This window comes from Empedobacter tilapiae (genome assembly GCF_004785645.1).
Classification (GTDB): domain Bacteria; phylum Bacteroidota; class Bacteroidia; order Flavobacteriales; family Weeksellaceae; genus Empedobacter; species Empedobacter tilapiae.
This window is the reverse complement of the sequence record NZ_SRPE01000006.1, coordinates 181,602-206,248: the sequence shown is the minus strand read 5'-3', so window position 1 is coordinate 206,248 and position 24,647 is coordinate 181,602. Positions and strand designations below refer to the sequence as shown.

The 24,647-nt window shown below is 31.7% G+C and carries 25 protein-coding genes; 8 read left to right on the top strand and 17 right to left on the bottom strand.

The window, feature by feature from the left end; all coding sequences use genetic code 11:
- Positions 1–196: 196 nt before the first annotated feature.
- The 6 genes from E4J94_RS10055 to E4J94_RS10030 form a co-directional block, all read right to left on the bottom strand.
- Positions 197–718, bottom strand: coding sequence for a plastocyanin/azurin family copper-binding protein (locus E4J94_RS10055; RefSeq protein WP_168801856.1), 522 nt, complete (start codon positions 716–718; stop codon positions 197–199).
- 95 nt (positions 719–813) lie between these two features.
- Positions 814–1,461 (bottom strand): 7-carboxy-7-deazaguanine synthase QueE, encoded by a 648-nt coding sequence (locus E4J94_RS10050; RefSeq protein ID WP_135835676.1) that lies wholly within the window; start codon positions 1,459–1,461, stop codon positions 814–816.
- A 4-nt stretch (positions 1,462–1,465) separates the two neighbouring features.
- On the bottom strand, positions 1,466–2,341 hold the full coding sequence (locus E4J94_RS10045; RefSeq protein WP_135835761.1) for a bifunctional 5,10-methylenetetrahydrofolate dehydrogenase/5,10-methenyltetrahydrofolate cyclohydrolase: 876 nt from the start codon (positions 2,339–2,341) through the stop codon (positions 1,466–1,468).
- Between the two features lie 116 nt (positions 2,342–2,457).
- Positions 2,458–2,949, bottom strand: coding sequence for a hypothetical protein (locus tag E4J94_RS10040; protein WP_135835675.1), 492 nt, complete (start codon positions 2,947–2,949; stop codon positions 2,458–2,460).
- 87 nt (positions 2,950–3,036) lie between these two features.
- Positions 3,037–3,450 (bottom strand): hypothetical protein, encoded by a 414-nt coding sequence (locus tag E4J94_RS10035; RefSeq protein WP_135835674.1) that lies wholly within the window; start codon positions 3,448–3,450, stop codon positions 3,037–3,039.
- A 1-nt stretch (position 3,451) separates the two neighbouring features.
- Complete coding sequence (locus tag E4J94_RS10030) at positions 3,452–4,453, bottom strand: NAD(P)H-dependent glycerol-3-phosphate dehydrogenase (RefSeq protein WP_135835673.1); 1,002 nt, start codon at positions 4,451–4,453, stop codon at positions 3,452–3,454.
- A 96-nt stretch (positions 4,454–4,549) separates the two neighbouring features.
- Between E4J94_RS10030 and E4J94_RS10025 the strand changes: the two genes are divergently transcribed.
- From E4J94_RS10025 to E4J94_RS09990, 8 genes are all read left to right on the top strand, one after another.
- Positions 4,550–5,968, top strand: a complete 1,419-nt coding sequence (locus E4J94_RS10025) for a lipopolysaccharide biosynthesis protein (protein WP_135835672.1) — start codon at positions 4,550–4,552, stop codon at positions 5,966–5,968.
- Positions 5,969–5,970: 2 nt separating this feature from the next.
- Positions 5,971–6,405, top strand: coding sequence for a dUTP diphosphatase (dut, locus tag E4J94_RS10020; RefSeq protein ID WP_135835671.1), 435 nt, complete (start codon positions 5,971–5,973; stop codon positions 6,403–6,405).
- A 95-nt stretch (positions 6,406–6,500) separates the two neighbouring features.
- Positions 6,501–7,523: a sugar phosphate nucleotidyltransferase gene (locus E4J94_RS10015; protein ID WP_135835670.1), complete on the top strand. Its 1,023-nt coding sequence runs from the start codon at positions 6,501–6,503 to the stop codon at positions 7,521–7,523.
- Positions 7,524–7,529: 6 nt separating this feature from the next.
- Positions 7,530–8,330: a DUF4292 domain-containing protein gene (locus tag E4J94_RS10010; protein ID WP_135835669.1), complete on the top strand. Its 801-nt coding sequence runs from the start codon at positions 7,530–7,532 to the stop codon at positions 8,328–8,330.
- On the top strand, positions 8,330–9,997 hold the full coding sequence (locus tag E4J94_RS10005; RefSeq protein ID WP_246034295.1) for a murein hydrolase activator EnvC family protein: 1,668 nt from the start codon (positions 8,330–8,332) through the stop codon (positions 9,995–9,997). The genes E4J94_RS10010 and E4J94_RS10005 overlap by 1 nt, the downstream gene beginning before the upstream one ends.
- A 37-nt stretch (positions 9,998–10,034) precedes the next feature.
- Positions 10,035–10,217, top strand: coding sequence for a twin-arginine translocase TatA/TatE family subunit (gene tatA, locus E4J94_RS10000; protein ID WP_135835668.1), 183 nt, complete (start codon positions 10,035–10,037; stop codon positions 10,215–10,217).
- Positions 10,218–10,298: 81 nt separating this feature from the next.
- Entirely contained in the window at positions 10,299–10,910 is a 612-nt protein-coding gene (locus E4J94_RS09995) for a DUF4254 domain-containing protein (protein ID WP_135835667.1), read from the top strand.
- Between the two features lie 177 nt (positions 10,911–11,087).
- Positions 11,088–13,289: a M1 family metallopeptidase gene (locus E4J94_RS09990; RefSeq protein WP_135835666.1), complete on the top strand. Its 2,202-nt coding sequence runs from the start codon at positions 11,088–11,090 to the stop codon at positions 13,287–13,289.
- 45 nt (positions 13,290–13,334) lie between these two features.
- Here E4J94_RS09990 and E4J94_RS09985 read toward each other — a convergent pair whose 3' ends face one another.
- The 11 genes from E4J94_RS09985 to E4J94_RS09935 all read right to left on the bottom strand — a co-directional run bounded on the left by E4J94_RS09985 (position 13,335) and on the right by E4J94_RS09935 (position 24,645).
- Positions 13,335–14,108: a type III pantothenate kinase gene (locus E4J94_RS09985; RefSeq protein ID WP_135835665.1), complete on the bottom strand. Its 774-nt coding sequence runs from the start codon at positions 14,106–14,108 to the stop codon at positions 13,335–13,337.
- Complete coding sequence (locus E4J94_RS09980; protein WP_135835664.1) at positions 14,108–15,961, bottom strand: M1 family metallopeptidase; 1,854 nt, start codon at positions 15,959–15,961, stop codon at positions 14,108–14,110. Before E4J94_RS09980 ends, E4J94_RS09985 begins: the two co-directional genes overlap by 1 nt.
- An 83-nt stretch (positions 15,962–16,044) precedes the next feature.
- On the bottom strand, positions 16,045–16,605 hold the full coding sequence (locus tag E4J94_RS09975) for a hypothetical protein (protein ID WP_135835663.1): 561 nt from the start codon (positions 16,603–16,605) through the stop codon (positions 16,045–16,047).
- Positions 16,580–17,026, bottom strand: a complete 447-nt coding sequence (locus E4J94_RS09970; RefSeq protein ID WP_135835662.1) for a lysozyme — start codon at positions 17,024–17,026, stop codon at positions 16,580–16,582. The genes E4J94_RS09975 and E4J94_RS09970 overlap by 26 nt, the downstream gene beginning before the upstream one ends.
- An 83-nt stretch (positions 17,027–17,109) precedes the next feature.
- Complete coding sequence (locus E4J94_RS09965; RefSeq protein ID WP_135835661.1) at positions 17,110–17,466, bottom strand: hypothetical protein; 357 nt, start codon at positions 17,464–17,466, stop codon at positions 17,110–17,112.
- A gap of 185 nt (positions 17,467–17,651) precedes the next feature.
- Complete coding sequence (locus E4J94_RS09960) at positions 17,652–17,846, bottom strand: hypothetical protein (RefSeq protein ID WP_135835660.1); 195 nt, start codon at positions 17,844–17,846, stop codon at positions 17,652–17,654.
- Positions 17,847–17,849: 3 nt separating this feature from the next.
- On the bottom strand, positions 17,850–19,556 hold the full coding sequence (locus tag E4J94_RS09955) for a hypothetical protein (protein WP_135835659.1): 1,707 nt from the start codon (positions 19,554–19,556) through the stop codon (positions 17,850–17,852).
- Between the two features lie 378 nt (positions 19,557–19,934).
- On the bottom strand, positions 19,935–22,418 hold the full coding sequence (locus E4J94_RS09950) for a hypothetical protein (protein ID WP_135835658.1): 2,484 nt from the start codon (positions 22,416–22,418) through the stop codon (positions 19,935–19,937).
- Positions 22,419–22,422: 4 nt separating this feature from the next.
- Positions 22,423–23,283: a phage baseplate protein gene (locus E4J94_RS09945; RefSeq protein ID WP_135835657.1), complete on the bottom strand. Its 861-nt coding sequence runs from the start codon at positions 23,281–23,283 to the stop codon at positions 22,423–22,425.
- On the bottom strand, positions 23,280–23,777 hold the full coding sequence (locus E4J94_RS09940; RefSeq protein ID WP_135835656.1) for a hypothetical protein: 498 nt from the start codon (positions 23,775–23,777) through the stop codon (positions 23,280–23,282). Before E4J94_RS09940 ends, E4J94_RS09945 begins: the two co-directional genes overlap by 4 nt.
- The gene (locus E4J94_RS09935; RefSeq protein ID WP_135835655.1) at positions 23,767–24,645 is read right to left on the bottom strand and encodes a hypothetical protein; all 879 of its coding nucleotides are present in this window, start codon (positions 24,643–24,645) and stop codon (positions 23,767–23,769) included. The genes E4J94_RS09940 and E4J94_RS09935 overlap by 11 nt, the downstream gene beginning before the upstream one ends.
- Positions 24,646–24,647 lie beyond the last annotated feature (2 nt).

Sequence of the window (24,647 nt, the reverse complement as noted above, 5' to 3'; positions counted from 1 at the left end):
AACTATAATCACAAAAAAAAAAGAATAAAAACTGTTAAATTATTAAATTTCAAATTATTACAAAAAAAAGCCTGTTATAAAAACAGGCTTAAAATTAACACATGAGGACAAAATTTACTCTACTAAATCTTATACGCTAATGTATATTTCAATATTTATGCCAAAAATAAATTTGACAGAAGAATAATTATTTATTTTATTTAACAGCTTTTATTTTTCCATTCATTGTTGCAAAATGTCCAGGGAAAGAGCACAAAAAGTCGTACGTACCTTCTTCTAAGGTAAATTTGATTTGATCATTCTCTTTACCTCCTAACAATTTTGTGTGTGCAATAATTTCTGATTGTAATTCAGTCGGAATATAATCTGTCGCCTTAGCTGAAGCAGCTGTATTCGCAAAAGCAGAAGCATCAGAACCTGGTTTTAATAAAATAAAGTTATGTCCCATTCCTTCTTTTGACATTTCACCAGCATTCATTAGAATTAAGGTAACTTCTTCACCAGCTTTTACTGTAAATTCAGATTTATCATAGCGCATATCATCACCAGCTTTCAAGACAATATGATTATTTGTTGCAGGTGCTGATGTAGAAGCCTCAGAATCTTCTTTTGGAGCTGTACTATAATCAATTTCAGGTTGAGTAGATTCCTCTTTTTTAGAATCTCCACAGCTCATCACCAAAATCGCTGCAAAACTCATCAAAACTATTTTTTTCATCATTCAATTTTTTGTTTGATATAAAAATAATGAAATTCAGTTACTTAAAAAAGTTTACTCAGTCTAAATAGAACTGATTTTAAACAGATAAATTCCTAAGGAATATCCAAATATTTGTGTGTTTGTAAAGAGTAACGCCATTTCGGATTTTCTTTTACATATTCCACAATCAATGGAAGATTTTTGTCGCGTTTGCTCCATTCTGTTTGTAAGAAAAGTGTACAATCTTTTCCAACACGAGCGGCTTGTTCTTCAGCAAATTGAAAATCGTGATTATTGAACACAATACACTTCAATTCATTTGCAGCTTCGCAAACTTCGTCTAACGGCAACATTAATTTTTTGGGAGAAAGACAAACCCAATCAATTTCTCCACTTAACGGATAAGCACCCGAAGTTTCAATATGGATTCTTGCACCTTTTTCGTGTAGTTTTTTTGTTAAATAAGTCAAATCCCACATCAAAGGTTCTCCTCCAGTAATGATGATTGTTTTGGCTTGAGAAGTTGCCAAATCTACCAATACATCCACATTAGTTAAGGGATGCTTTTCAGCATCCCAACTGTCTTTTACATCGCACCAATGGCAACCAACATCACAACCTCCTAATCGAATAAAATAAGAAGCCACACCTGTATACATTCCCTCACCTTGAATTGTGTAAAAATGCTCCATCACAGGTAATAATTTCCCTTCTTGAATCAATTGTTGTTCTTCTGCAGTTGTTGATGCAATGTGTATCATAATTTTATTTTTTGTTGTTGCATGCTAACAATGTATTCTTCAATAACATAGCACGTGTCATAGGTCCAACTCCTCCTGGAACTGGCGTTATCCACGATGCTTTTTCTTTTACATTATCAAAATCTACATCACCAGCTAATCTAAATCCTCGTGGATTAGTTTCGTCATCAACGCGTGTAATTCCTACGTCAACGATAACCGCTCCATCTTTTACCATATCTGCTTTTAAGAAACCTGGAACACCTAAAGCAGTGATCACAATGTCAGCTTCTTTTGTAAATTGTTCTAAATTTTTTGTTTTTGAATGAGTTAATGTAACCGTACTGTTTCCAGGATTTCCGTTTTTACTCATCAAAATACTCATTGGGCGACCAACGATGCGAGAACGACCAATCACAACTGTATGTTTACCAGCTGTATCAATATTGTAACGCTCTAACATTTCCATAATTCCGTAAGGAGTAGCAGGTAAAAATGTTTCCATTTCTAACGCCATTTTACCGAAATTCATTGGATGAAAACCATCTACATCTTTCTTAGGATCAATCGCATTGATAACTGCTTCTTGATCGATGTGTTTTGGCAATGGTAATTGTACGATAAATCCGTCCAATGTATCATCATTGTTCCATTTTTCAATTTCTGCAATTAAATCTTCTTGAGAAATTGTATCAGGCAAACGTAATTCTGATGATTCGAAACCTACAAAATGACAATCCTTGATTTTATTGTCAACATAGGTTTGAGAAGCTCCATTGCTTCCTACTAAAATTGCACCCAAATGTGGTACACGAACTCCTTGGTCCTTGTAATTCTGCACCAGCTCCTTGATCTCTTGTTTGATCTCTTTCGCTAGTTTAATACCGTCTAAAATTTGCATTGTTTTGTTGTGTTTGCGCAAAGATACGGACAAATTGGAAAATAAATCATTAAGTTTTGAGTTGATGATTTTTTGATTAAATAGAAAAACCACTTCGTCGTGAAGTGGTTTTAGCATTATTGATATTTTTTCTGAGCTTCTTTCAAGTAATTAAAAACTTGCGTTGTTTTCATTTTTTTGGAATTCGTATTAAAAATAAACATGCCAGTTTCAACATTGAAATAATAATCTTTTTCTCCATTTTTTAATTGAAACCATTCCAACAAACCATTTGAGAGATTAACACCAATCCAATTGATTTGTGAAGTTTTCAGATCGAAAATAAAATTATCATTGGGATTATTTGTAGTGATATAATGTATTTGATCGTCTAAAACATATAAAACACCACTTCCTTGAAACGCTTTCATTTTCAAGAATTTTGATTGTTGATTTCCAAAGTTATAACGCAAAACTGCTTTAAAATCTGCGTTTGGAGGAACTTGCGCTAACAAAGCATTTTGTTTCTTTTCGCGTGATTTACTCGCCCAAAAAGCAATTCCAAAAATTAAGGCAAAAGGTAAAAAACAACAAAGTAATGATGATAGTAGTGAGATAATATTATCCATAGTAAATTGGTTTAAGCTGTGTTAAGATACAAAAAAAGCTATTAGAACACCAATAGCTTTTCAAAATATTTTAAGTGTAAGATTTTATTACAAATTACTCATTTTTTCTTCCACAACTTTTCGTTCTTGGCCAATTAAATTATCTTCTTCTGTCGGAAATTGAAAAATTCCAGAATTGATGCTTTCAATGCGTTTCAAGACTTCGTAAGATGCTTTTGCTTTTGCAATATCTTCTCGATTTAGATAAATACGAATCGCTTTCATAAACGTCAAAATATTTTTCTTTTTCAATTCATCTGCCAACAAAAATTGATCGCGTTCTTCATTTGCTTCCAGTAAAATCGACAAATTATTATCATCAATTTTGTAATACGATTGTAACATTTGATTGAAAATAATCAAAAAACCTTCATCAGCATTTCCAATTTCTAACGAAATAATTCGAGCCAATGTTTTGTTTAATTCTTGAATATATTTTGAAATAAAATCTTGTTTAATCATCTTAATCTAATTTTTTAGACAACTTTTCGAAAGTTTTCTTCGGATTTTTATCTTCGTATAAAATTTTATGAACAGCGTTGATAATTGGTGCTTTTATTTGGTATTGCTCATTCATAATTGCAACACCTTTTGTCGCATAATAACCTTCGGCAACCATGTTCATTTCCAAAATAGCAGATTTTACAGTATAACCTTTTCCAATCATATTCCCGAACATACGATTTCGTGAGAAGAACGAATAACCTGTCACTAACAAATCACCTAAGTAAGCAGATTCGTTAATTTTACGTTTCATAGGACTTGCCGTTTTTAGGATATGATTCATTTCTCGAATTGCGTTACTCATCAAAACCGCTTGGAAATTATCTCCATAACCCAAACCATGTGCAATACCTGCTGCAATCGCGTAAATATTTTTCAATACCGCGCCAAATTCAGTTCCGTAAATATCGTTTGAAAGTTTCGTTTTGATAAAATCACAGGCTAAACAATCAGCAACAATCTGTGCTTTGTTTTCGTCTTGCGCAGCAATTGTTAAATAAGAAAGACGCTCTAAAGCTACTTCTTCTGCGTGACAAGGTCCACTTACAATTCCTAATTGTTCTTCTTTTAAGTCGAATTTATCAAATAAATATTGACCCACTAATTGATAATGATCTGGAATAATTCCTTTTATTGATGCTACAACAAATTTATCTGTCAATGGAACAGTTAATTTACTCAAACAATCGGCAACGTAAATAGATGGTACAACCAAAAAGATAATATCCGAATTCATTACAACTTCATTAATATCAGTTGAAATTTTAAGTTTTTCTGACTTAAATTCGACATCAGTTAAATAATTTGGATTGTGTCTATTTCGTTCCAAATGTCCTTTTACGTATTCATCTTTTACCCACCAGTTGAAAGTTTCAAGGTTTTTATTAAGCATTTTTGCAATTGCAGTTGCCCAGCTTCCATTCCCTATTAATCCAACTTTACGATTAGATAACTCTATCATAATATATGTATTGAACAGACAAAGTTAATTAATTTGTAGCTTCGGTATTTTGAATTTTACGAAAAGAAACTCAATTTTGTAAAAATTTTAACGACTTTGTATAAAAAGCTTTTTAGTGAGACCATTATTTACGGTATTGGCTCTATATTGCCGAGGGTAATTATTTTAGCATTGAATTTTTTTATTATCAAGCAAGTTGATAATTCAGATTTTGCAATGTTTTCTCAATTATATTCTGCGGTTTCTTTTCTGAATGTCATTTTAACATTTGGTTTCGAAACAGCCTTTTTTCGCTACGCAACCGAAGAAGGAATGTATCAAAAAGTGTTGAATACAGCTTTTTGGTTTATGGTAATGAGTTCTACTGCAATGCTCGTTTTGGTTTTTCTCTTTTTACAACCTTTGGCAGATTTTGCAAATTATAGCGATCATCCCGAATACTTGTTATGGTTTGCATGGATTGCTTTTTTTGATGCAATTTGTGTGATACCTTTTGCAGTTCTACGTTTTAAAAATCGACCGATATTATATACAGCAGTTCGAGTAATTCAGAATGTTTTTCAAGCAGTTTTGACGATTGGTTTGTTGTATTATGTTTCGAAAGATTTTATGTTAAGTTTAGGTTTCGATAATGCGATTTCTTATCCTTTTATAGCGAATTTATTGGCGAGTATTTTAGGTTTTGTATTATTAATAGGCGTTGTACGTCATGTTCAATTCAAATTTGATCAACCACTTTTCAAACAAATGTTTTTGTATGGTTATCCTATTATGATTGCTGGTTTGGGTTATATTTTGAATGAAAATTTCGATAAATTAGTTCAACGACAATTAATAGATCCAGCAGCAGCGGGTTCTTATGGCGCTTGTTACAAATTAGCAACATTGATGACGCTTTTCGTAACAGCTTATCGAATGGGAATAGAACCTTTTTTCTTTAAAGTTGCCAAAAAAGGAGATGCAAAACAGACGTATGCAAATATTCTGTTCTTTTTCAGTATCATTTGTAATATTGTGATTCTTGGAATTTTAGCAAATATAGATTGGATTAAGAAAATATTTGTTCCAAATTCTACGTATTGGAATGCTTTAGACATTGTTCCAATAATTTTGATTGCGAATTTATTTTTCGGAATTTATTATAATCTTTCAACATGGTATAAAGTAACGGATAGAACAAGTATTGGAACTATAATTTCGTTGGTTGGTGGCGCAATTACAGTTATTTTGAATGTTTTTTTATTGCCTAAATATGGTTTTATGATTTCTGCTTGGACAACTTTATTGGCATATGGTGTAATGATGGTGATTTCGTACATTTGGGGACAGAAAGTTTATCCAATTCCATATAAGGTGAATAAAATTCTACTTTACATGGGAATTGCAATTGCTTTAGCATGCACAAATTATTATATGCTCGATTCTAATTTGATTATTGGTAATCTGATTCTAATCGTGTACATTGCGTTTATTGCGTTTGCGGAAAAAAAAACACTTAAAAAACTAAGAAAATAAAGATGAAAGTAAAAGTTATCAACGTTTCGAAACACGCTTTACCAGAATATAAAACAGCTTTATCGGCTGGAATGGATTTAACAGCTAACATTGATGCGCCAATTGAATTAAAACCTTTGGAAAGAAGATTAATTCCAACAGGATTGAGTATTGAATTACCAGCAGGTTACGAAGCGCAAGTTCGTCCTCGTAGTGGAATGGCGTTAAAATATGGTTTAACTTGTTTAAATTCTCCTGGCACAATCGATGCAGATTATCGTGGAGAAATCGGTGTTATTTTAGCAAATGTTTCTAACGAAGCAGTGACAATCAACGACGGTGAACGTATTGCACAATTAGTGATTGCGAAACACGAAACGGTTGAGTGGGAAGAATCTAATGCTTTAAATGAAACTGAACGCGGAGCTGGAGGTTTCGGAAGTACAGGAAAACAATAAAAATTTTTTGTCATTCTGAGCTTGTCGAAGAATCTAAAAAAGGATTAATTCAATTATAAAATATCAATCTAACAAAAAATATTTTTAGAAATAAAATGAAAATTATTATCCCAATGGCAGGACGTGGTTCACGTTTACGCCCTCATACATTAACAACACCAAAACCATTAATCCCTATTGCCGGAAAACCAATCGTACATCGTTTGGTAGAAGATATTGCAAAAGTTTGTTCAGAAAAAATTGACGAAATTGCTTTTGTAATTGGTGATTTTGGAGCAGAAGTTGAAGCTGATTTAATTGCAATTGCAGAAAAATTAGGTGCAAAAGGAACAATTTGTCATCAATTAGAGCCTCTTGGAACAGCACATTCTATTTGGATGGCGAAAGAAGCTTTGGATGGACCAACGGTTGTGGCATATGCAGATACATTATTCCGTGCAGATTTCAAATTAGATATGGAATCAGATGGGGTTGTTTGGGTAAAACAAGTAGAAAATCCTTCGGCTTTTGGCGTTGTGAAATTAGATGATAACAGTGTTATTACTGATTTTGTTGAAAAACCAAAAGAATTTGTTTCAGATTTGGCGATTATCGGGATTTACTTTTTCCGTGATGGACAAAAGCTATATAAAGAAATTGAATATTTATTGGAAAATGATATTCAAAAAGGAGGTGAATATCAATTGACAGATGCTTTAGAAAATATGCGTGCTGCGGGTGATAAATTCACGCTTGGAAAAGTGGACGAATGGATGGATTGTGGTAACAAAACAGTTACAGTTGATACGAATACACGTGTGTTGAATCTGGATAAAGAAGATTTCAAAACTATTTCGTCTTCTGCAAAAATTGACAATTCATTAATCATTGAGCCATGTTTTATTGGTGAAAATGTTGTGATTAAAAATTCGAAAATTGGACCTTTTGTTTCATTAGGAAATGGAACGGTTGTTGAAAACTCGAATATTGATAACAGTTTGATTCAAGAAAATTCAATCATCAGTAATGCAAATCTTACAGATACAATGATCGGAAATAATGCCAAATATTATGGTGTTTCGCGAAGTATCAGTTTAGGAGATTACTCAGAATTGGATTTCAAATCTCACGAAGCATAAAAAATTATGATCAAAAAATTAACGTATACCTTTTGTTTAGGAGTTCTTGCAACAGCTTGTAATACTCAGAAAGTAGCAAAAGTAGATAAAGATAATACAGAAGTTGTTTCGGCTTCTTCAAAAATTATTCAGCAAACCTTGTCAAAAAAATCATCATTCAAAGATTTAACGATTAAGGCGAAAGTAACGGCAGATTTAGAAGAAATTTCTGGAGATGTAAATGCTACAATTGCTGTAAAAAATGGACAAAAGATATGGGTTAATGCTACGAAATTTGGATTTACAGGTGCACGCGCATTGATTACGCCTGATGGTTTTTCGGCTTTCGAAAAGCTAGGTGGAACATATTATGAAGGAGATTTTTCTATCGCAAATAAATTATTGAAAGTTGATTTTATCGATTATCAAAAATTACAAAATTTGATGCTAGGAAAAGTTTTCGTTGATCTTAATCCTATTGATTATACAGCCTCTTTTACAGATAATCAATACACGATTACATATAATAAAAATCAAGCGATTGCAACCTCTCCGAAAGAAGGCGAATACATACAAACGTATGTTTTTGATAATGGTTTCCGATTGAAAGAAGCGCACTTGAAAGATCCAAAACGTAAAATGGAAGTTGATTTGGCCTACGACAATTGGGTAAAAGCTGGAGCAGAGGAATTTCCAAAAAATGTTAAAATTATTATAAAAGAGAAAAAAACGCGTCAAATAGACTTGGAATATAATAGTTTTACGTTTCAGGAAACGAACACACCGTTCTCAATTCCAGATGGGTATAAGAAAAAAGAAATAAAATAATGAAGTTTGTTTTATCAACTGTACTTTTAACGTTGTCATTATCAGTGTTTGCGCAGGTTCCATACAATAAAGCGAACTTACAAAAACAGAATGCTCAGCTTAAAAAAGAGATTATAAACTTAAATAAACAACTCGAAGTTAATAAGCAAAATTCGAAGTTAAATGTTGATTACGTGCAGAATTTGACTAAAAAAATTCAAGTACAAACAAAATTAGTTAACAATTTATCGAAAGAAAAACGCTTTATCGAGGATGAAATTTATTTAACTCAATTAGAGATTAATAAACTTTCGCGCGAGTTGGTTGAACTAAAAAAAGACTACAAACAGGTTTTGGTTCGTGCATACAAGAACAAATCTGTCGAAAATAAATTACTTTTTGTGCTTTCTTCTAAAAGTTTAGGAGAAGCATATCGTCGTATCAAATATTTAGAGAAATATTCGGCTTTCCAATTAGGACAAGCAAATGAAATTATCGGTAAACAAACTGATATTCAAACGAAAAAAGCAAAAAAAGAAAAAGCGAAGGACGAAAAAGAAAAAGTACTTTCTCAGCAAACTTTATTTAGTCAAAACCTTGAAAAAGAACGATTAACAAAAGAAAAAGCCGTAGAAGAGTTTCGTAAAAACGAAGGAGTTATTGTAGCTGAAATTAACGCAAAAGAAGCTCAACAACGCCAAATTGATGCACAGATTAAGGCAATCATTGAAGAAGAAATTCGTCAAGCGAAAATTCGTGCAGAGAAAGATTTAAAAGATTGGAACGAAGCAAAACGAGGAAATACAATTGCATCTTATAACGAATACCTAAGAGATAATCCGAAAGGTGATTATTCAAAATCAGCTCGTACAGCTATTTTAAGAATTGAAAATGATGCTAAAGCTTGGAATATTGCACGTTCTGCCCATACAAAACAAGCATACCAATCTTATTTAAAACATCATCCAGAAGGAAGTTTTGTTTCAACAGCGAAAACCGAGATTACTAAGTTTGAACAATTAGAACGTGAAGCTGAAGCTGAGCGTCAAAGAATTATTGCTCAACGTAAAGCAGAAGAGGAAGCTCGTTTGAAAGCTCAAAAAGAAGAAGATGCTCGTAAAATTGCGGCTGCAAAAGCAGAAGCTGAGCGTAAAGCTAAAATAGAAGCTGAGCAGAAAGTTGTCACAAAAGTTCCTGAAAAAGAACGTGTTGTAAAAGTAGATGCTGTAAAACCTGCAGAGACTTTTGCTGAACGCCCAGATTCTGAAGGTTTATCAGGTGAGTTCTCTTCTAATAAAGGTCGTTTGCCTTGGCCTGTTGATAAAGGAACTGTTGTGAGTAGATTTGGAGCTAACTCTCATCCTGTTCTATCAAATATAACAACTCAAAATAGTGGAGTTGATATTTCGACATATAGAGGTGCACAAGCAAGATCTGTTTATGAAGGTGTTGTACAAGCTGTTATGAGTATTTCTGGAAATGGAAAATCTGTTCTTGTTAAACATGGTTCATATTTCTCTGTTTATACTAATTTATCTAGTGTTAGCGTATCTAAAGGTGATGGTGTAAAACGTGGTCAATCTTTAGGAATTGTCTATACAAGTGGAGATGGCGAAACAGTTATGAATTTCCAAATTTGGAGTGGAACAACAAAACAAAATCCTGCTTCTTGGGTAGCAGGAATGTAATAAATAAATTATATATTTGCATTAAAATCAATTCAGTATGGGATTAGGAGGTAAAGAATGGATCGTAATCGTACTTGTTGTGTTATTATTATTCGGAGGAAAGAAAATTCCTGAATTAATGAGAGGATTAGGTTCTGGATTAAACGAATTTAAAAAAGCAACTAAAGACGATAACAAATCAGAAGCAACAGATACTACTTCTGAGAAAAAAGAAAATTAAAATATATTTTAATTCAATAATAGAGCATTGTAGTTGCGTATACAATTACAATGCTTTTATTTTATAAACAAAAAACAAAACATGAAATTCACAGATAAGGCTTGGTCTATTTTTAATCAAAGTATCAATGATTATCATAAGTATGACGATGTAAATCGTCAAATTGAAAATCCATATAGCGAAGAAGATTTAATCGCTCACTTATTGTACAAAAAAAATTGGATTGATACGGTTCAGTGGCATTTAGAGGATATTATCCGCGATCCACAAATTGATCCTGTTGAAGCATTAAGTTTAAAACGTTGGATTGATAAATCTAATCAAGAGCGTACAGACATGGTAGAATATGTGGATAGCTGGTTTTTACAACAATACTCAAATATTGAGGTAAAAAAAGATGCTACATACAATACTGAATCTCCTGCTTGGGCTGTAGACCGTTTCTCTATTTTATCGCTTAAGGTTTATCATATGAAACAAGAGGTAGAACGTGAAGATGCTACACCAGAACATAAAGCTTCTTGCCAAGCAAAATTAGATATTTTAAATCAACAACATCAAGATTTATCAATTGCAATTGAAGAATTATTAGCTGATTTTGAAGCTGGAAAAAAATATATGAAAGTATATAAACAAATGAAAATGTATAATGATGAAGATTTAAATCCTGTTCTTTATGCAAGCAAAAAATAGATTTTAAACAATCATTCTATATCAAAAACTCATCTTTTTCAGATGAGTTTTTTTTATAAAAAAATGTATAATCAATAAGTTAAACAACTTTAAAAGTATTTATTAATATAATCATTGCAACTTATTAAAAGAGTTGAAAAATAAATGTAATTTTATAATTACTGTAAAATTTCACACATGAAGAAAAATTATTTCAAACCTCTAATTTTAGGAATAAGTTTATTTTCCATTTCAGTTTTTGGTCAACAAGAAAAACCAAAATATAATTATCAAGAAGCTTTCAAACCTTTTTTTTATCAGAATAATGCAACCGAAACTCGTTCAGCGAGTGGAAAACCAGGTCATAATTATTGGCAAAATCGTGCTGATTACAATCTAAATGTAAGTCTTAACGAAGAAAAAAATGAAATATCAGGAACTTCTGAAATTACATATACCAACAATAGTTTTGATGATTTAGATTTTTTGTGGTTACAATTAGATCAAAATTTATTTAAAAAAGAATCTCGTGGAAGCGCTTTATTACCAATTTCTGGAAGCCGTTATGGCGATTCAACTTCTGAGTTTGAAGGAGGTTATAAAATTAAATCTGTTAAAATAGACGGAAAAGAAGCAAAGTATTCGATTTCGGATACACGCATGCAAATTGATTTGATTAATCATTTGAAAGCTCGTGGAGGAAAAACGAAAATCAAGATTGAATATTCATTTGTTTCGCCCAACTATGGAGCGGATAGAATGGGTGTAGAGCCAACTAAAAATGGAAAGATTTTTACAATGGCGCAATGGTTTCCTCGAATGGCAGTTTACGATGACATTATGGGATGGAACACTTTGCCGTATTTAGGCCCGGGAGAATTTTATCTAGAATACGGTGATGTAACAGCTAGTATTACGGTTCCATCAACGCATTATGTGGTTGGTTCAGGTGAATTATTGAATCAAAATGAAGTTTACTCGAAAGAAGAAGTTAACCGTTGGAACAAAGCAAAATCGAGTGATAAAACCGTTATTATTCGTTCTGCTGATGAGGTTAACAAAGCGACAAAAGTTGCAAAAGGAACAAAAACGTGGAAATTTAAAATTCAGAATACACGCGATTTTGCTTGGGCTTCATCATCTTCATTTATCGTAGATGCCGCAAAAATCAACCTTCCAAGTGGTCAAAAATCTTTGGCAATTTCGGCTTATCCAGTAGAGAGTGATGGAAATGATGCTTGGGGAAGATCGACAGAATATACAAAAGCTTCTATTGAGCATTATTCGAAACAATGGTTAGAATATCCTTATCCAGCGGCGACAAATGTAGCAGGAAATGAGGGTGGAATGGAATATCCAGGAATTGTTTTCTGTCATATGAATTCTAAAGGAGAAAGTCTTTGGGGAGTAACCGATCATGAATTTGGACATATTTGGTTTCCAATGATTGTTGGTTCTAATGAGCGTGTTCATGGTTGGATGGACGAAGGTTTTAATACTTTTATCAATGATATTTCTACAAAAAACTTCAACAATGGAGAATATTACAAAAAACAATCTTTACAAAGAATGGGTAATTTTTTCTTTAGTGAGAATTTAGAACCCGTAACAACCCAACCAGATAATATGCGTGAAAGAAATATTGGTGCTTTACTGTATTATAAACCAGGAGCTGGAATGACCATCTTACGAGAGACTATTCTAGGTGAAGAAAGATTTGACAAAGCATTACGTCAATACATCAAATATTGGGCATACAAACATCCAACTCCAGAAGATTTTTTTCGTACAATAGAGAATGTCTCAGGAGAAGAATTATCTTGGTTCTGGAGAGGCTGGTTCTTAAATAAATGGACGATTGATCAAGGAATTAATAGCGCAAAATATGTAGATGGTGATTACAAAAAAGGCTTGATCTTGAAAATTGAGAATTTTGGACAATTGCCAATGCCGACAACAGTTCAAGTAAATTTTAAAGATGGATCTTCTCAAGAAGTAAAATTACCAATTGAAGTTTGGAAACGTAATACGGAATGGACATTCAAAGTGCCTTCAACAAAAGAAGTTTCGACGATTAAATTGGATCCAAAAGGAAATTTACCTGATACAAATCTTAAAAATAATACATTCAATATGGCTGATGAAAGACCTGTTGAAAAAATTAATCCAAAAGAGTACGAGGGTACGTTTACAAATAAACAAATTAATGCTGAGTTTGTACTAAAAGCTGAAAATGATAAGTTGAATTTAGTTTTTAATAGTTTAAGTTTTCCTCTGGATTATCAAGGAGATGGAAAGTTTATAAACGAGGAAGCTGGACTTGAATTGACTTTTGCAAAAGATAAAAAAACATTTACGATAGAAGAATCAGATCAAAAATTTGAGTTTACAAGGAAGTAAACTTCTTTAAAAAGAAACCTCTGCTAATTAGCAGAGGTTTCTTTTTTATTTTTCAAACGAATCTTTATTCAATTCATATAATATTTTAAGACCTTTTATTGTGTGTAAGCGATCATCAATATCTATTTTATCAGTGAGAGATTTATAAACTCCACCAACTCCACCAGTAGAAATCACATACGATTTTTCACCAGCTTCTGCGTTGATTCTATCTATCATTCCTTCAACCATACTCAAAAATCCGTACACCATTCCTGATTGCATGCAAGCTTCGGTATTTGTCCCAAGAACACTTTCCGGAGCACGAAGCTCTACTGTTGGTAATTGAGCCGTTTCTCCAACTAAAGAATTTAACGCAGTAATAATTCCAGGAGCAATTACTACTCCACGAACTTTACCATCTTCATTAATTCCTAGAAAGGTTAAAGCTGTTCCAAAATCAATTACTATTTTTTTTCCTCCATAATTCTGATAATGAGCCGCAACAGCATTTGCGTACAAATCTGTTCCCATTTGATTAGAACTGTGAACAATCTCTGAAGGGGTATTGCGATCAACAATCATTGGTTTGAATTTATGGATGCGATGCAATGCAATTTTGACACTTACTGTAAGTGGCGGAACAACCGAACCGATTACAATGTCTGTAATGTCTTCTTTCGAAATCCCGAAAGGTTCGTACATATTTGAGAATTTCGCGAAAAATTCATATTCTGTACGATAAGGTTTCGAGTTAATTGTCCATGTAATAATCTCCGTTTCACTTTTGAAAACTGCAAAACGAAGATTAGTATTCCCAATATTTACTGCTAATAACATTATTTTGTAAATACGTTATTTTTATCATTTACATCTGCCAAACGTTTTGTTGGATCGATAGTAACTTGTTTAACTTCTTTCGAAACTTTAACTTCGTACGTCGGTTTTGTCCAAAACCAGTCTTCTAAAATCGTTCTTTTTGCACCTTGATATTCTACTAAATTTTCAGTAGGTTTTTCTCCTCTCATTTCACGTAAAGGAATGTAGAATAATTCTTTCGAACCATCTTTATATTCTACTAATAAATCAATTGGCATTGCAAAATCTGATTTATTAACAATTGTAATTGTATTTCCGTTTACAGCTTCTACAGCGTAATCGATTTTTCGAGTTGTATTAATAAATAAATTGAAGTACCATTTAAGATTTATTCCAGAAACTTCTTCCGCAACACGTTTGAAGTCGTTTCCTGAAGGATGTTTGAATTTCCATTCATCATAGAATCTTAAAAATGTTTTGTTCAAATTATCTTGTCCAATAATATATCCTAACTGAATTGCTAAAACTTGCCCTTTATAGTAAGCTTCCAAAGAATATGCATAATTTGTATTGTAATAATCTGCCAATAAACTTGCTGGTTCTTCTTTCCCAGAAAGCGCTAAAGCAATATAACCTTTGTAAGCATCTGGATTTGGATTAGAAGGCATTACTTTTAATTTATCTACAACATTTAAATGTGCCATTTGTTCTACATACGATGTAAAACCTTCATCAAACCATTCGTTATATGTTTCGTTGATACCAAATAATTGTTGATACCAAGAATGCGCCGCTTCATGAAAAATAGTTCCAATTAAACTCTGTAAGTTTTTACCACCAGCAATTAAAGTTGCTGTTCCGTACTCCATTCCACCATCACCACCTTGAATAATAGAATATGTTTTCCAAGGGTATTCACCAAAATGCTCAGAGTTATAATCAAAGAAACCTAATGCATAAGGCATTGCTTCTTTCCAAGCTGGAGACGAATCATTATCTTGATAAACTAAATAGACATCTACTCCATGTTTTGATTTTGCATGTTCAACGATAAATTCTTTATCTGCAGCCCAAACAAAATCGTGAATATTTTCAGCTTTAAAATTCCAAGCAACTTTACCATTTTTTGCTTTAATTATTGGATTTTTCACATAACCTTTTACATTATTTGGATTTTGTAGTTCTCCAGAAGCACCAATAACATAATCTTTATCAATATTGATTGTAACATCAAAATTACCAAACGGAGCAAAAAATTCGCGACCAATATATTCATCTAAATGCCAACCTTCTGGATCGAATTCTGCCATTTTTGGATACCATTGTGCCATAGAAAATTCTACACCATCTTTTGAATTACGTCCAGAACGACGAATTTGTTCAGGGATTTGAGCATTCCAAACAATATCGAAAGTAGAAGTTTGACCTTCTCCGATTGGTTTTGCCAATGTAACTTCTAAGATTGTTCCGTCTACTTTATAAGAAACAACTTTCCCATCTTGTTTTAGAGAAGTTACTTTTTGATAACCGATTTGATCTGGTTTTAACTCAGAAATACGGCTAACATATTTTGGGTTTTCTTTTGTTCCGACATTTGTTGCCATTCGTTTATCCGGATCTGGAATGTTTTGCAAACGATTATCCATCATACTTCCTGGTTGAAAGGCATTAAAATACAAATGAAAATAAACTTTATTCAAGTTTTGTCCTGAATTGTTCGTATATTTCAATTGCATTTTTCCATCATACTGATATGATTTTTCTTTCATATCAACATCAATTTTATAATCTACCTTTTGTTGCCAATATCCTTTGCGTTGTGCAAACGAAAATTGAATTAAAAAAAGACAAATTAATAAAGTAAATTTTCTCATTTCTAACTAATCATTAAACTTTAATCTCTCAAAAATACAAAAAAGCTTGAAACAACTAGGTTTTGTTTCAAGCTTTTGGTTATTTATCGTTTAAATGATTTAAAATATCGAATAGAAATATAGACTAATAAAATAAAAATAATCAAACCAAAAATGAATAAATAAACTCCAAATTGTAAGCCTTTTGTACTTTTTTCAGTCTTTTTCTGTACAGAATTAATCAATGATTCTTTTTTCTTTATTTCATGTTGTTCTGACTTTGATTTATGTATAGAATCCACAGCTAAAAAACTATTATAATAATGAGTATTTTCAGTCTTAATCTTATTCTCATTCAATAATATTTTTCCTTTTCCTTTAATATTTAATTCTGTTTCATTATTCTTTTTTTTAATTAAAATTTTTAATTCATTTTTCTGATCTCCATTATATTCAATAGAGAATGCATTAAAAACATTTTCAAACTGATTATAATCCTCTACTGTTTCTACCTTTGATAATTTTGTTTCTATATCTAAAATTGAATCAGTTTTAGATAGTTTTTCAGTTTTAATTTCTTTTACAGTTACATCTTTTGTCTTTTGTTTTGTTGCACATGAAAAGAGCAAAAAAAGTATACTAAGAAAAATACAAAGCTGCTTCATCTTTACGTCTTTTTGTTAAGCCATTCAATACAATTCCTCCTGCACGATTCCATTTTTCAAACTCTTGACGTATTGTTGGATCATTTGGGTTTACATTTATTTTCTTCAACAATGTTGATTTTCCAAAATTTGTAGCTCCAAGATTATATGTAAAAGAAACTAAAGCATCAAATTGATTTTGATTGATTGGTTTTGTCACTAATAATGCTACTTGATTTTCGTATACTTTTAGCATTTGTACTAATAGTTCTGATGCTTCTTTTCCCGTCAATGGCTTATCCTTCATCGTTACTTTTACTTTATTCGGATAATAAGTAGCACCATATCCAATCGTTGGAATACCAATTGGGTCGAGATAAGGTTTTGAATAAAAACCTTCATATTTCTTGATGAGTTCAAGTCCTGTTTTACCTGTTTTCATATTAAAATTTTAAATGAGTTTATCCTCACTCGTATGTTTTACGAGTGTAATTTGATTGATTTTAATTGTGTTTTAAATGATGTTTAAACGTCCCAGTCGATTGACTTTGCGCAATGATTTTTATCGATGAAGTTTAGAATTTTAACAAGAAATTTTCCTGTTTTTGTAAGTGTATCGAAATACTCATTTTTCCCTAAAATTGATGAAATAGTTTCGTTTATGTTTCCATGTTTGTAACCTTTTTCAGCTACAAACCACGTATTAAATATTGAACGATATTGCGAATTTCCAAATCTGTCAATTGCAAGAGCTTCATCACGGAAATAACCGTTAAGTCTTTTCCAAGTGAATTTCTTTTTGACGAGAATCACATAAATGAAATTGATAGGCTCAACGGCTAAATAAATCAATTTTGCGAGAATGACTAAAATAATATTCATCGATCAAAGCGTTTCATTTCTGTATCATCATTCAATATACCTTGTTTCAGAATAGGTTCTAACGCTTGAACAATTAAATTTTGATAAGTATCAAAAGCATTCACTTTTACTTCATTTCCTTCATCATCTAAACCAATTTGGTTTTTAGTATCTCTTTTTTTTATCTGATAGTCATTTGAGACAATTCAATCTTTAACCTCTCTAGTAAATTCTGGTAAAAGAGTTCTTACTCCATCTACTTCTTTAAAGTGCTCTATTCTTGCAGAAATAGGCATTTGTTGTACATCCATATTATCTGCGCAACGATAAACAACTACATCACGTTCTAAATCAGGTAATGTAGGATGATTTGAAATTCTTTGTCTGATTATTTTGTTCATTATTTAAAATTTTTGAATGCTTGAAATCTTATAAGTACCTACTTGTTTCGGATCAAGATACCTACCTACGAAATTAAATTCTACGGCGTATTCAGAAGTAATAGTAGCGTTCGAAGTATATCTAATAATAGTTCCACCCATAATTAACACCGTTGTTAAAACTGAACCTTTTTTGATTATTATTGCTTGTCCTATTCCACTTTTAGGAATAAATCCACCGCCTATAATTCTTGTTCTCATATTCGAATTAATATTGCTTTGGAATCCTGTTCCAACACCTGCTACTATATTATTAGAAACATCGTTTTCAGGATATTCAATCACTTTAGATAATCCCATAAAATCATATTGAACAGGAAACTCATAACCTTTTGTTGGATAACTCCAATTGAAATCTATTATAAGTATTAAGTTATCATCATAGTTAGCGATTGGTTGGGTTTTTATTTTTTTAAGAATTTGACCATCTAAGTTTGCTGGGTTGGCTGAATTTTTAACAGTGTGTGTAATAAATCCTGTAGCATCAACTGTTACATTTATGTAATTATCAGGTACATTATCTTTTGTTTGTGTATAAATTAATGTAGACAAATCAATATCTGTTAAATTCGAAACAACATCTAAGGATACTGTGGTAGTATGAACCTGAATACCATGTTTTAGTTCGAAAACATAAGATTTATTTACATCTATAAAAGAATTATCAATATAAACTTCTAACCTTGTTGAATCTATACTTTGCCATGCACAATCTTGCCAATTTGTAACATTTCCTAACTCTTTAATTCTTACATAAGAAGTATCAGGGTCTATGTTGAGCTCAGTTCCATATATGTCAATTTTTGATAAACCTTCTGTATTATCACCAATAGCAACAACAGGCATTAATATCATTGTAGTTGTTATTTGACCAGATGAATATTGCCCATTCATTTCTTTCATAAATGCCACTTTTTGTGCTGGCGTAGCTATCTTCATAGTAGCTATCATTGCATTAATAGCATTTGTCGATTTAGCTAAATTTCCACTACTATCTAATACAGGAAAAATATTAAAAGTTGCATCAGCACTTTTGTCAACAATGCCCGAATAACGCACAGAAGAATTAGAACAAATGAACGACATAGCTAATTCAACACTCGCTGGACCTGTATGTTTACGATTAGTTGTTACAACTAAATCTGTATTCGCAAAGTTTTTTCCTATATCTCCTGACTGAATCTTAGCCGAATAACCTTCTTCATCAATACCTACTAAATAAGGATATTCTTTGCTATCTCCTTCATTAGTAGGTTCTTTTAATTTACTTGCATTTGATTCGTAAATTGCTTGGTTAAATTGAGCTTGTTTTGAAACATTCGTTAAACCAAAATCTACATATTCATTCGTTAAAGAAATTGCTTGATCATCGAATTGTAAATTATCTACATCCAATTTCTTTTTCCATTGTTCTACATTTTCGTTTGATAATGAGGTTGCATCATTCGTTGCATATTGATCATGATAATGTACAATTGGTGCTTTACCATCTACTGCTTCTCCTAATCCATCAATTGTACTAATTGGCATTTTTTCTCCTTTGTGCCAATAACTGTCCATCCAAGCCCAAAATTGAGCTTGAGTGGGCTTTAATTTACTCCTAAACCAGTTCTTTAATGTGCTTTTTTCTGTATAGATTTGCTCTTGTTGTTGATTTTCTATATTTGCCATATTTTATAAGTTAGGTTCCATTTTTTTTATATTCATTCCTTAATTTTTAAAATGAATTATCCTGCACGTGTAATTTTACACATGTTTTTAAATTGATTTAAATGCTGTTTAAATTGTTATTTTTCTCTAAAGAAGAAATTGAACCGAAAAATCCGATGATTAATTAATAACAATTAATTGGTATTCTATTTTCAAAATAGGCATATACCCAATCTTTCATATTGTTTTTTAGCATAATATCGACAATATGACGATCTATTTCTTGATTTCCAATACCATAACTTGTATCATGAATGTTGTACTGAATTTTTAAAAATTTGAGATTTGTTATTTTAAAAGTATTCTTCCTTTTACAATTTGTTCCATTAGTAGTTTTTATTAAAATTTATATGCATTAATTATATTAGTTGAGTAGGTGGCTGTAAATCCATTTTCAATATATTGCTTCACTCTTACAACTGTATTAACATCAGATGTTACCGCCATATTACCTACCACTGTATTAGAAGCACCTACCATAATAGCTGATAATATATTGCCTTGCTTTACTAAAAACAAAGTAACATCTATGTTACCAACTACAGTAGAGTTACTTACACTATTGAACCAACTTGCATCAGACTCACGAGCATAAGCTAACATATCATTAACAAGATTGTTGTCAGTATTCAGTGTTATTCCTGCGCCACCTCTTCTAGCGCCTTTTGGTGTTGATTTTATACTTAACTCGATAACAAAATCATCAGCCATTGTACACAAAGGTTTTGTAGTAGCTGTAATAGTTATACTATTATCAATTGCAATAGGTTTTACATTCGAATCATTTGTAAATGACACAGTTCTTTGCCCTGTCTGCACAGTACTGTTTATTTTATCATCATAAACTTTGACTTCCCAAGTGTTATTTGATAAATCAATAAAATCAATATTTTGAGAAACTCGAAAAGTTAAAGGTGCAATATAAGTAGCAATACCATTATTAAGACGTATTTTATATTCATTGATACCTAATGAATAGAAATTGTACCAAAATGTTAAATCGGTACCATTAGTATATAATTGAACTTGAGAATTAGGAATAGTAGCTAAAACTGTCAAACCATCTTTTGACATTATCTCAATTTTGAAATTAGTTGGATTCAAATTCAAATTAGCACCTTTCAGCATCAACCATGAAGGTGAATCTTCTAATTTAATCACCATAGGAGTTATCAAACCTACACTCATAGTTGCAGTTGTCCATCCCCCATTCATTTTAGTTTTCCATTCTGTCTTTTCAAAATCTGTAAGATTATCAGGTAGAGATTTAAAAGGTATTGTTCCATCTGCATAACCTAGCTCTTTAGTTACTGAATCTCTTACAATAAACTCTGATGCTGTTGCTACTTTACTTTTGTTAGGTATAGCATTAAATGTATGAGAAGCATTAGACCAGTTAGTTGGTAATGTGAAATTAGATATTCTATCTTCAACGAATTCTTTTGTTACTAATGCTTTAGGATTATTATTAATAAGTGTATTTGTTATTGTAGGAGCTGTCACAAGTCCATTTCTATATATAGATAAACCATCTCTACGCACTACTGAACCATTCGAGTTTGAATAACCTACACCTACACTAAATATCCTACTATCAACTATATAATCAAAACCACTTAGTGATGTGTTCTGTACAGTGGCATACATTCCAAATAATGTCTCACCAATAGTTACTGCATGGTTTTTATAACCTGCAATCATATTGTAATGGCCTTGGGCTATATTTTCTTCTCCTCCAAATATAACTGTCCCATAAGATTGTCTTGAAGTTCCAGATGCTGATATTATCTTATTTCTATAACCTCCAACTATAGCATTATTAGAATTATAAGAATTACCCGCTCTAGGTTCAGATTCTCCTGTAATTTCATTCCAAGAACCTCCAGCTATGACACTTCCAATACTATTAGTTATGGTATTAGCTTCTCCTCCAAAAATACCATTGGCATATTTACCTTTGTTAACGGTACCTCTATTTTCATTTATTATACTTCTATATGATATAATATGATTAGTCTGGCCTTGCGAGTAATTTTGCCCTCCAAAAACTACACTACCTGCTCCCATAGCTGAATTCGATACCCCCCCAACAAAACTATTCATACCATTAGCCCCAAACAAAAATCCATCAACAGTACTAGCCCCTAAAGAATGGCTTAAGTCGACTGCGTTTTCCCCTAGTATACCAAAAAATGTCGGATTATTTTTTCTGTATTTTGTAGACCAACCTAAACCATTTTTTACAAATTCATTTTTCTCTAATTCAATATTTCCTTCTTCATTAGGTTCTTGATTGTTTACAGTTTTTACTTTACCTATTGTATTTACAGAAATCTTGGCTGAATAACCTTCTTCATCAATTCCTACCAAATAAGGATATTCTTTGCTATCTCCTTCATAAGTAGGTTCTTTTAATTTACTTGCATTTGATTCGTAAATTGCTTGGTTAAATTGAGCTTGTTTTGAAACATTTGTTAAACCAAAATCTACATATTCATTCGTTAAAGAAATTGCTTGATCATCGAATTGTAAATTATCTACATCCAATTTCTTTTTCCATTGTTCTACATTTTCGTTTGATAATGAAGTTGCATCATTCGTAGCATATTGATCATGATAATGGACTAATGGAGCTTTTCCATCTACTGCTTCTCCTAATCCATCAATTGTACTAATTGGCAATTTTTCTCCTTTGTGCCAATAACTGTCCATCCAAGCCCAAAATTGAGCTTGAGTGGGCTTTAATTTACTTTTGAACCAATTTTTTAAAGTACTTTTTTCTGTATACTTATATTCTGGTTGTTGATTTTCTATATTTGCCATTATCTTATCCTTTGTACATTATTTTTGCTAAAACATAGTATGGTGGTCTGTTTTCATGTGCTTGATTACCTCCAACTTCATTCGTTTCAAAAGTATGCCCGTGAGCTCCTGCTCTTTCAGTAAAACCAGCATTATCTTGTAAACCATTATCTTGAACTTTTGAAGTATTCACATAATTACCAGGATCTCCATTATCAGCATTTGAACCTCTTAATTTAAGTCCAATATGCACATGATCACCATCTGTATTAGTTATACCACTATGCTTATGTGCAGGTATTTGATTAACATTCAAGGTAACTTCTTTTGCACCACCTGTTTTACCAATAGCGTTATAATCTGCATTTCTATCGTCATATCCAACAATGAACATTCCTCGTAAATCAGGAGTTCCGTTTTGTCCGTTGCATAAAAACCAACCATAAGGAATTTGGTTAATATCTCCATAATAATCCTGAATAAATCCTGGATGTACCAAACGATTTCCTATGTCTTTCAAAGAAAATGGACGATGAAAATCTGACCATCTGTAATTTTTATTCCCTGCACTTTCACCAAATGTTGCATAACGTGTGCGGTAAACAGGTTTTTCTTTAGTTTCTTCATAGAAAAGTCTGCTTTTAACTTCTTCTCCAATAATAACAAATTGTGTAGGAGTTCCTCCACGAAACTCGATAACCTCTCCATTTATGTAAACTATACCGTTAGATATTTGGTTTCCTATTTGGTCACAACCGCTAATAATTGCTAAAGGAGCTATAATATTTCCTAAGGAATTGAAAATATTGTAAGCTGTTTGCATAGCATCTAATGTATCTGTTTCTAGAGGGAACCCTCCTGTTTGTTGAAAATCTATTTTATTCATATTCTTTGAATATTGTCTGTTAATTGAAATCTTTTAGGAAGATTAATAATATTATATCTCGTTCCTGCTAATTTGTAAAAGTTAATTTGTGCATTCAAATCGTCTTCATTTGCTTTCACTTTATTCATATCTATTGTAAAATCAGAGCCTGTATCCGCAAAATCATTACTTGATCTTATGTAAATAATTCCTAAGTTTATTGGCTTTCTTTCTCCATGAGTATAGATATATTCTCTAGAATATTTTTCACCTTCTATAATTTTTATTTTTCTCTCTGTAGAATCATAAATGTCATTTAACCTTTTTTCGAAGTAACATTTTTGCCAATTATGATCTAATCTTTTATGATCTTCTGTTCTATATTTATTAAAATCATCATATAGCTTAGACAAAGGATTTACAGCTGCTCTCAAAAAACCTATTAAGCGAGGATTTCTCAGAAAAGTAGGGAGCAATAATACTATCAGCTTATTAAAATCTATATTATACCGCATATTTAATAATTGATTTATAATCGATTGATTCTTCTGACTTATCGAATGTTATTTTGAAATATCCACTTGCAGGTGTCTTTCTTACTTTAAAGTTTATAAGTCCTCCGTATGAACGAGTACTTGCATCAATCCAAGAACTATTAGCAGCTTCAATATCAACTAATTTCACTCCATCTATTTTTTCTAACTTATTCGATAAGTCCTGAAGTCTTAACTCTCCATCAAAAGGGAGTTCTCTCATAAATTCTTTTAGAGCTTCGTTTACAGGATACTCTCCTTCAAATCCTCCTTGACTATCTAATACAAGAGGGTCTCTATAGATTGTAATTATTAATTGTAATAAATCTGGTAAAGAATTGATGATACGATAAGGAATACCAACTCCTTTTACTTCTTTAGTATAAGCTTCGACTGCTTTTATAACATCTTGATCTGTAATTGGCGACAATTCTTTATCTTCATCTTCTGTAGCAATTTTTATCAAAACCTCCTTTTGACTGTTACTTTCGCTTACTGCACAATATTTGATAATTTTAGATCTCTCTACCTGATCTTCTGTTAATCCTGTATTATCATAAATATCCGTTTCAGGTTTTAGATAAATATCTTTTCCTATTGCTTTACCATATTGAAAGTTGAGGTATAACTGTCTAATCCATTCTAACCGATGTGTTTTTTGAGTTTTTATCTTTTCATCAATCTCTTTTCGATGTGTTGTAAATAATTGCGCTAAAAGATCAAGACTATATGCCATTACGTAAAACATTTGTCCCCAAATAGAGGTTTTAGAATTACTAGTTAATCCTCTTAAAGAACTATTATTTTCTTTAGCTGCAATCATTTCATTTTTATAGCTTTCTACACTCATAA

Coding starts and splice junctions, on each gene's coding strand:
- E4J94_RS10055 (WP_168801856.1), bottom strand. CDS start 718: ATGAAAAAAATAGTTTTGATGAGTTTTGCAGCGATTTTGGTGATGAGC.
- E4J94_RS10050 (WP_135835676.1), bottom strand. CDS start 1,461: ATGATACACATTGCATCAACAACTGCAGAAGAACAACAATTGATTCAA.
- E4J94_RS10045 (WP_135835761.1), bottom strand. CDS start 2,341: ATGCAAATTTTAGACGGTATTAAACTAGCGAAAGAGATCAAACAAGAG.
- E4J94_RS10040 (WP_135835675.1), bottom strand. CDS start 2,949: ATGGATAATATTATCTCACTACTATCATCATTACTTTGTTGTTTTTTA.
- E4J94_RS10035 (WP_135835674.1), bottom strand. CDS start 3,450: ATGATTAAACAAGATTTTATTTCAAAATATATTCAAGAATTAAACAAA.
- E4J94_RS10030 (WP_135835673.1), bottom strand. CDS start 4,453: ATGATAGAGTTATCTAATCGTAAAGTTGGATTAATAGGGAATGGAAGC.
- dut (WP_135835671.1), top strand. CDS start 5,971: ATGAAAGTAAAAGTTATCAACGTTTCGAAACACGCTTTACCAGAATAT.
- E4J94_RS10015 (WP_135835670.1), top strand. CDS start 6,501: ATGAAAATTATTATCCCAATGGCAGGACGTGGTTCACGTTTACGCCCT.
- E4J94_RS10010 (WP_135835669.1), top strand. CDS start 7,530: ATGATCAAAAAATTAACGTATACCTTTTGTTTAGGAGTTCTTGCAACA.
- E4J94_RS10005 (WP_246034295.1), top strand. CDS start 8,330: ATGAAGTTTGTTTTATCAACTGTACTTTTAACGTTGTCATTATCAGTG.
- tatA (WP_135835668.1), top strand. CDS start 10,035: ATGGGATTAGGAGGTAAAGAATGGATCGTAATCGTACTTGTTGTGTTA.
- E4J94_RS09995 (WP_135835667.1), top strand. CDS start 10,299: ATGAAATTCACAGATAAGGCTTGGTCTATTTTTAATCAAAGTATCAAT.
- E4J94_RS09990 (WP_135835666.1), top strand. CDS start 11,088: ATGAAGAAAAATTATTTCAAACCTCTAATTTTAGGAATAAGTTTATTT.
- E4J94_RS09985 (WP_135835665.1), bottom strand. CDS start 14,108: ATGTTATTAGCAGTAAATATTGGGAATACTAATCTTCGTTTTGCAGTT.
- E4J94_RS09980 (WP_135835664.1), bottom strand. CDS start 15,961: ATGAGAAAATTTACTTTATTAATTTGTCTTTTTTTAATTCAATTTTCG.
- E4J94_RS09975 (WP_135835663.1), bottom strand. CDS start 16,605: ATGAAGCAGCTTTGTATTTTTCTTAGTATACTTTTTTTGCTCTTTTCA.
- E4J94_RS09970 (WP_135835662.1), bottom strand. CDS start 17,026: ATGAAAACAGGTAAAACAGGACTTGAACTCATCAAGAAATATGAAGGT.
- E4J94_RS09965 (WP_135835661.1), bottom strand. CDS start 17,466: ATGAATATTATTTTAGTCATTCTCGCAAAATTGATTTATTTAGCCGTT.
- E4J94_RS09960 (WP_135835660.1), bottom strand. CDS start 17,846: ATGAACAAAATAATCAGACAAAGAATTTCAAATCATCCTACATTACCT.
- E4J94_RS09955 (WP_135835659.1), bottom strand. CDS start 19,556: ATGGCAAATATAGAAAATCAACAACAAGAGCAAATCTATACAGAAAAA.
- E4J94_RS09950 (WP_135835658.1), bottom strand. CDS start 22,418: ATGGCAAATATAGAAAATCAACAACCAGAATATAAGTATACAGAAAAA.
- E4J94_RS09945 (WP_135835657.1), bottom strand. CDS start 23,283: ATGAATAAAATAGATTTTCAACAAACAGGAGGGTTCCCTCTAGAAACA.
- E4J94_RS09940 (WP_135835656.1), bottom strand. CDS start 23,777: ATGCGGTATAATATAGATTTTAATAAGCTGATAGTATTATTGCTCCCT.
- E4J94_RS09935 (WP_135835655.1), bottom strand. CDS start 24,645: ATGAGTGTAGAAAGCTATAAAAATGAAATGATTGCAGCTAAAGAAAAT.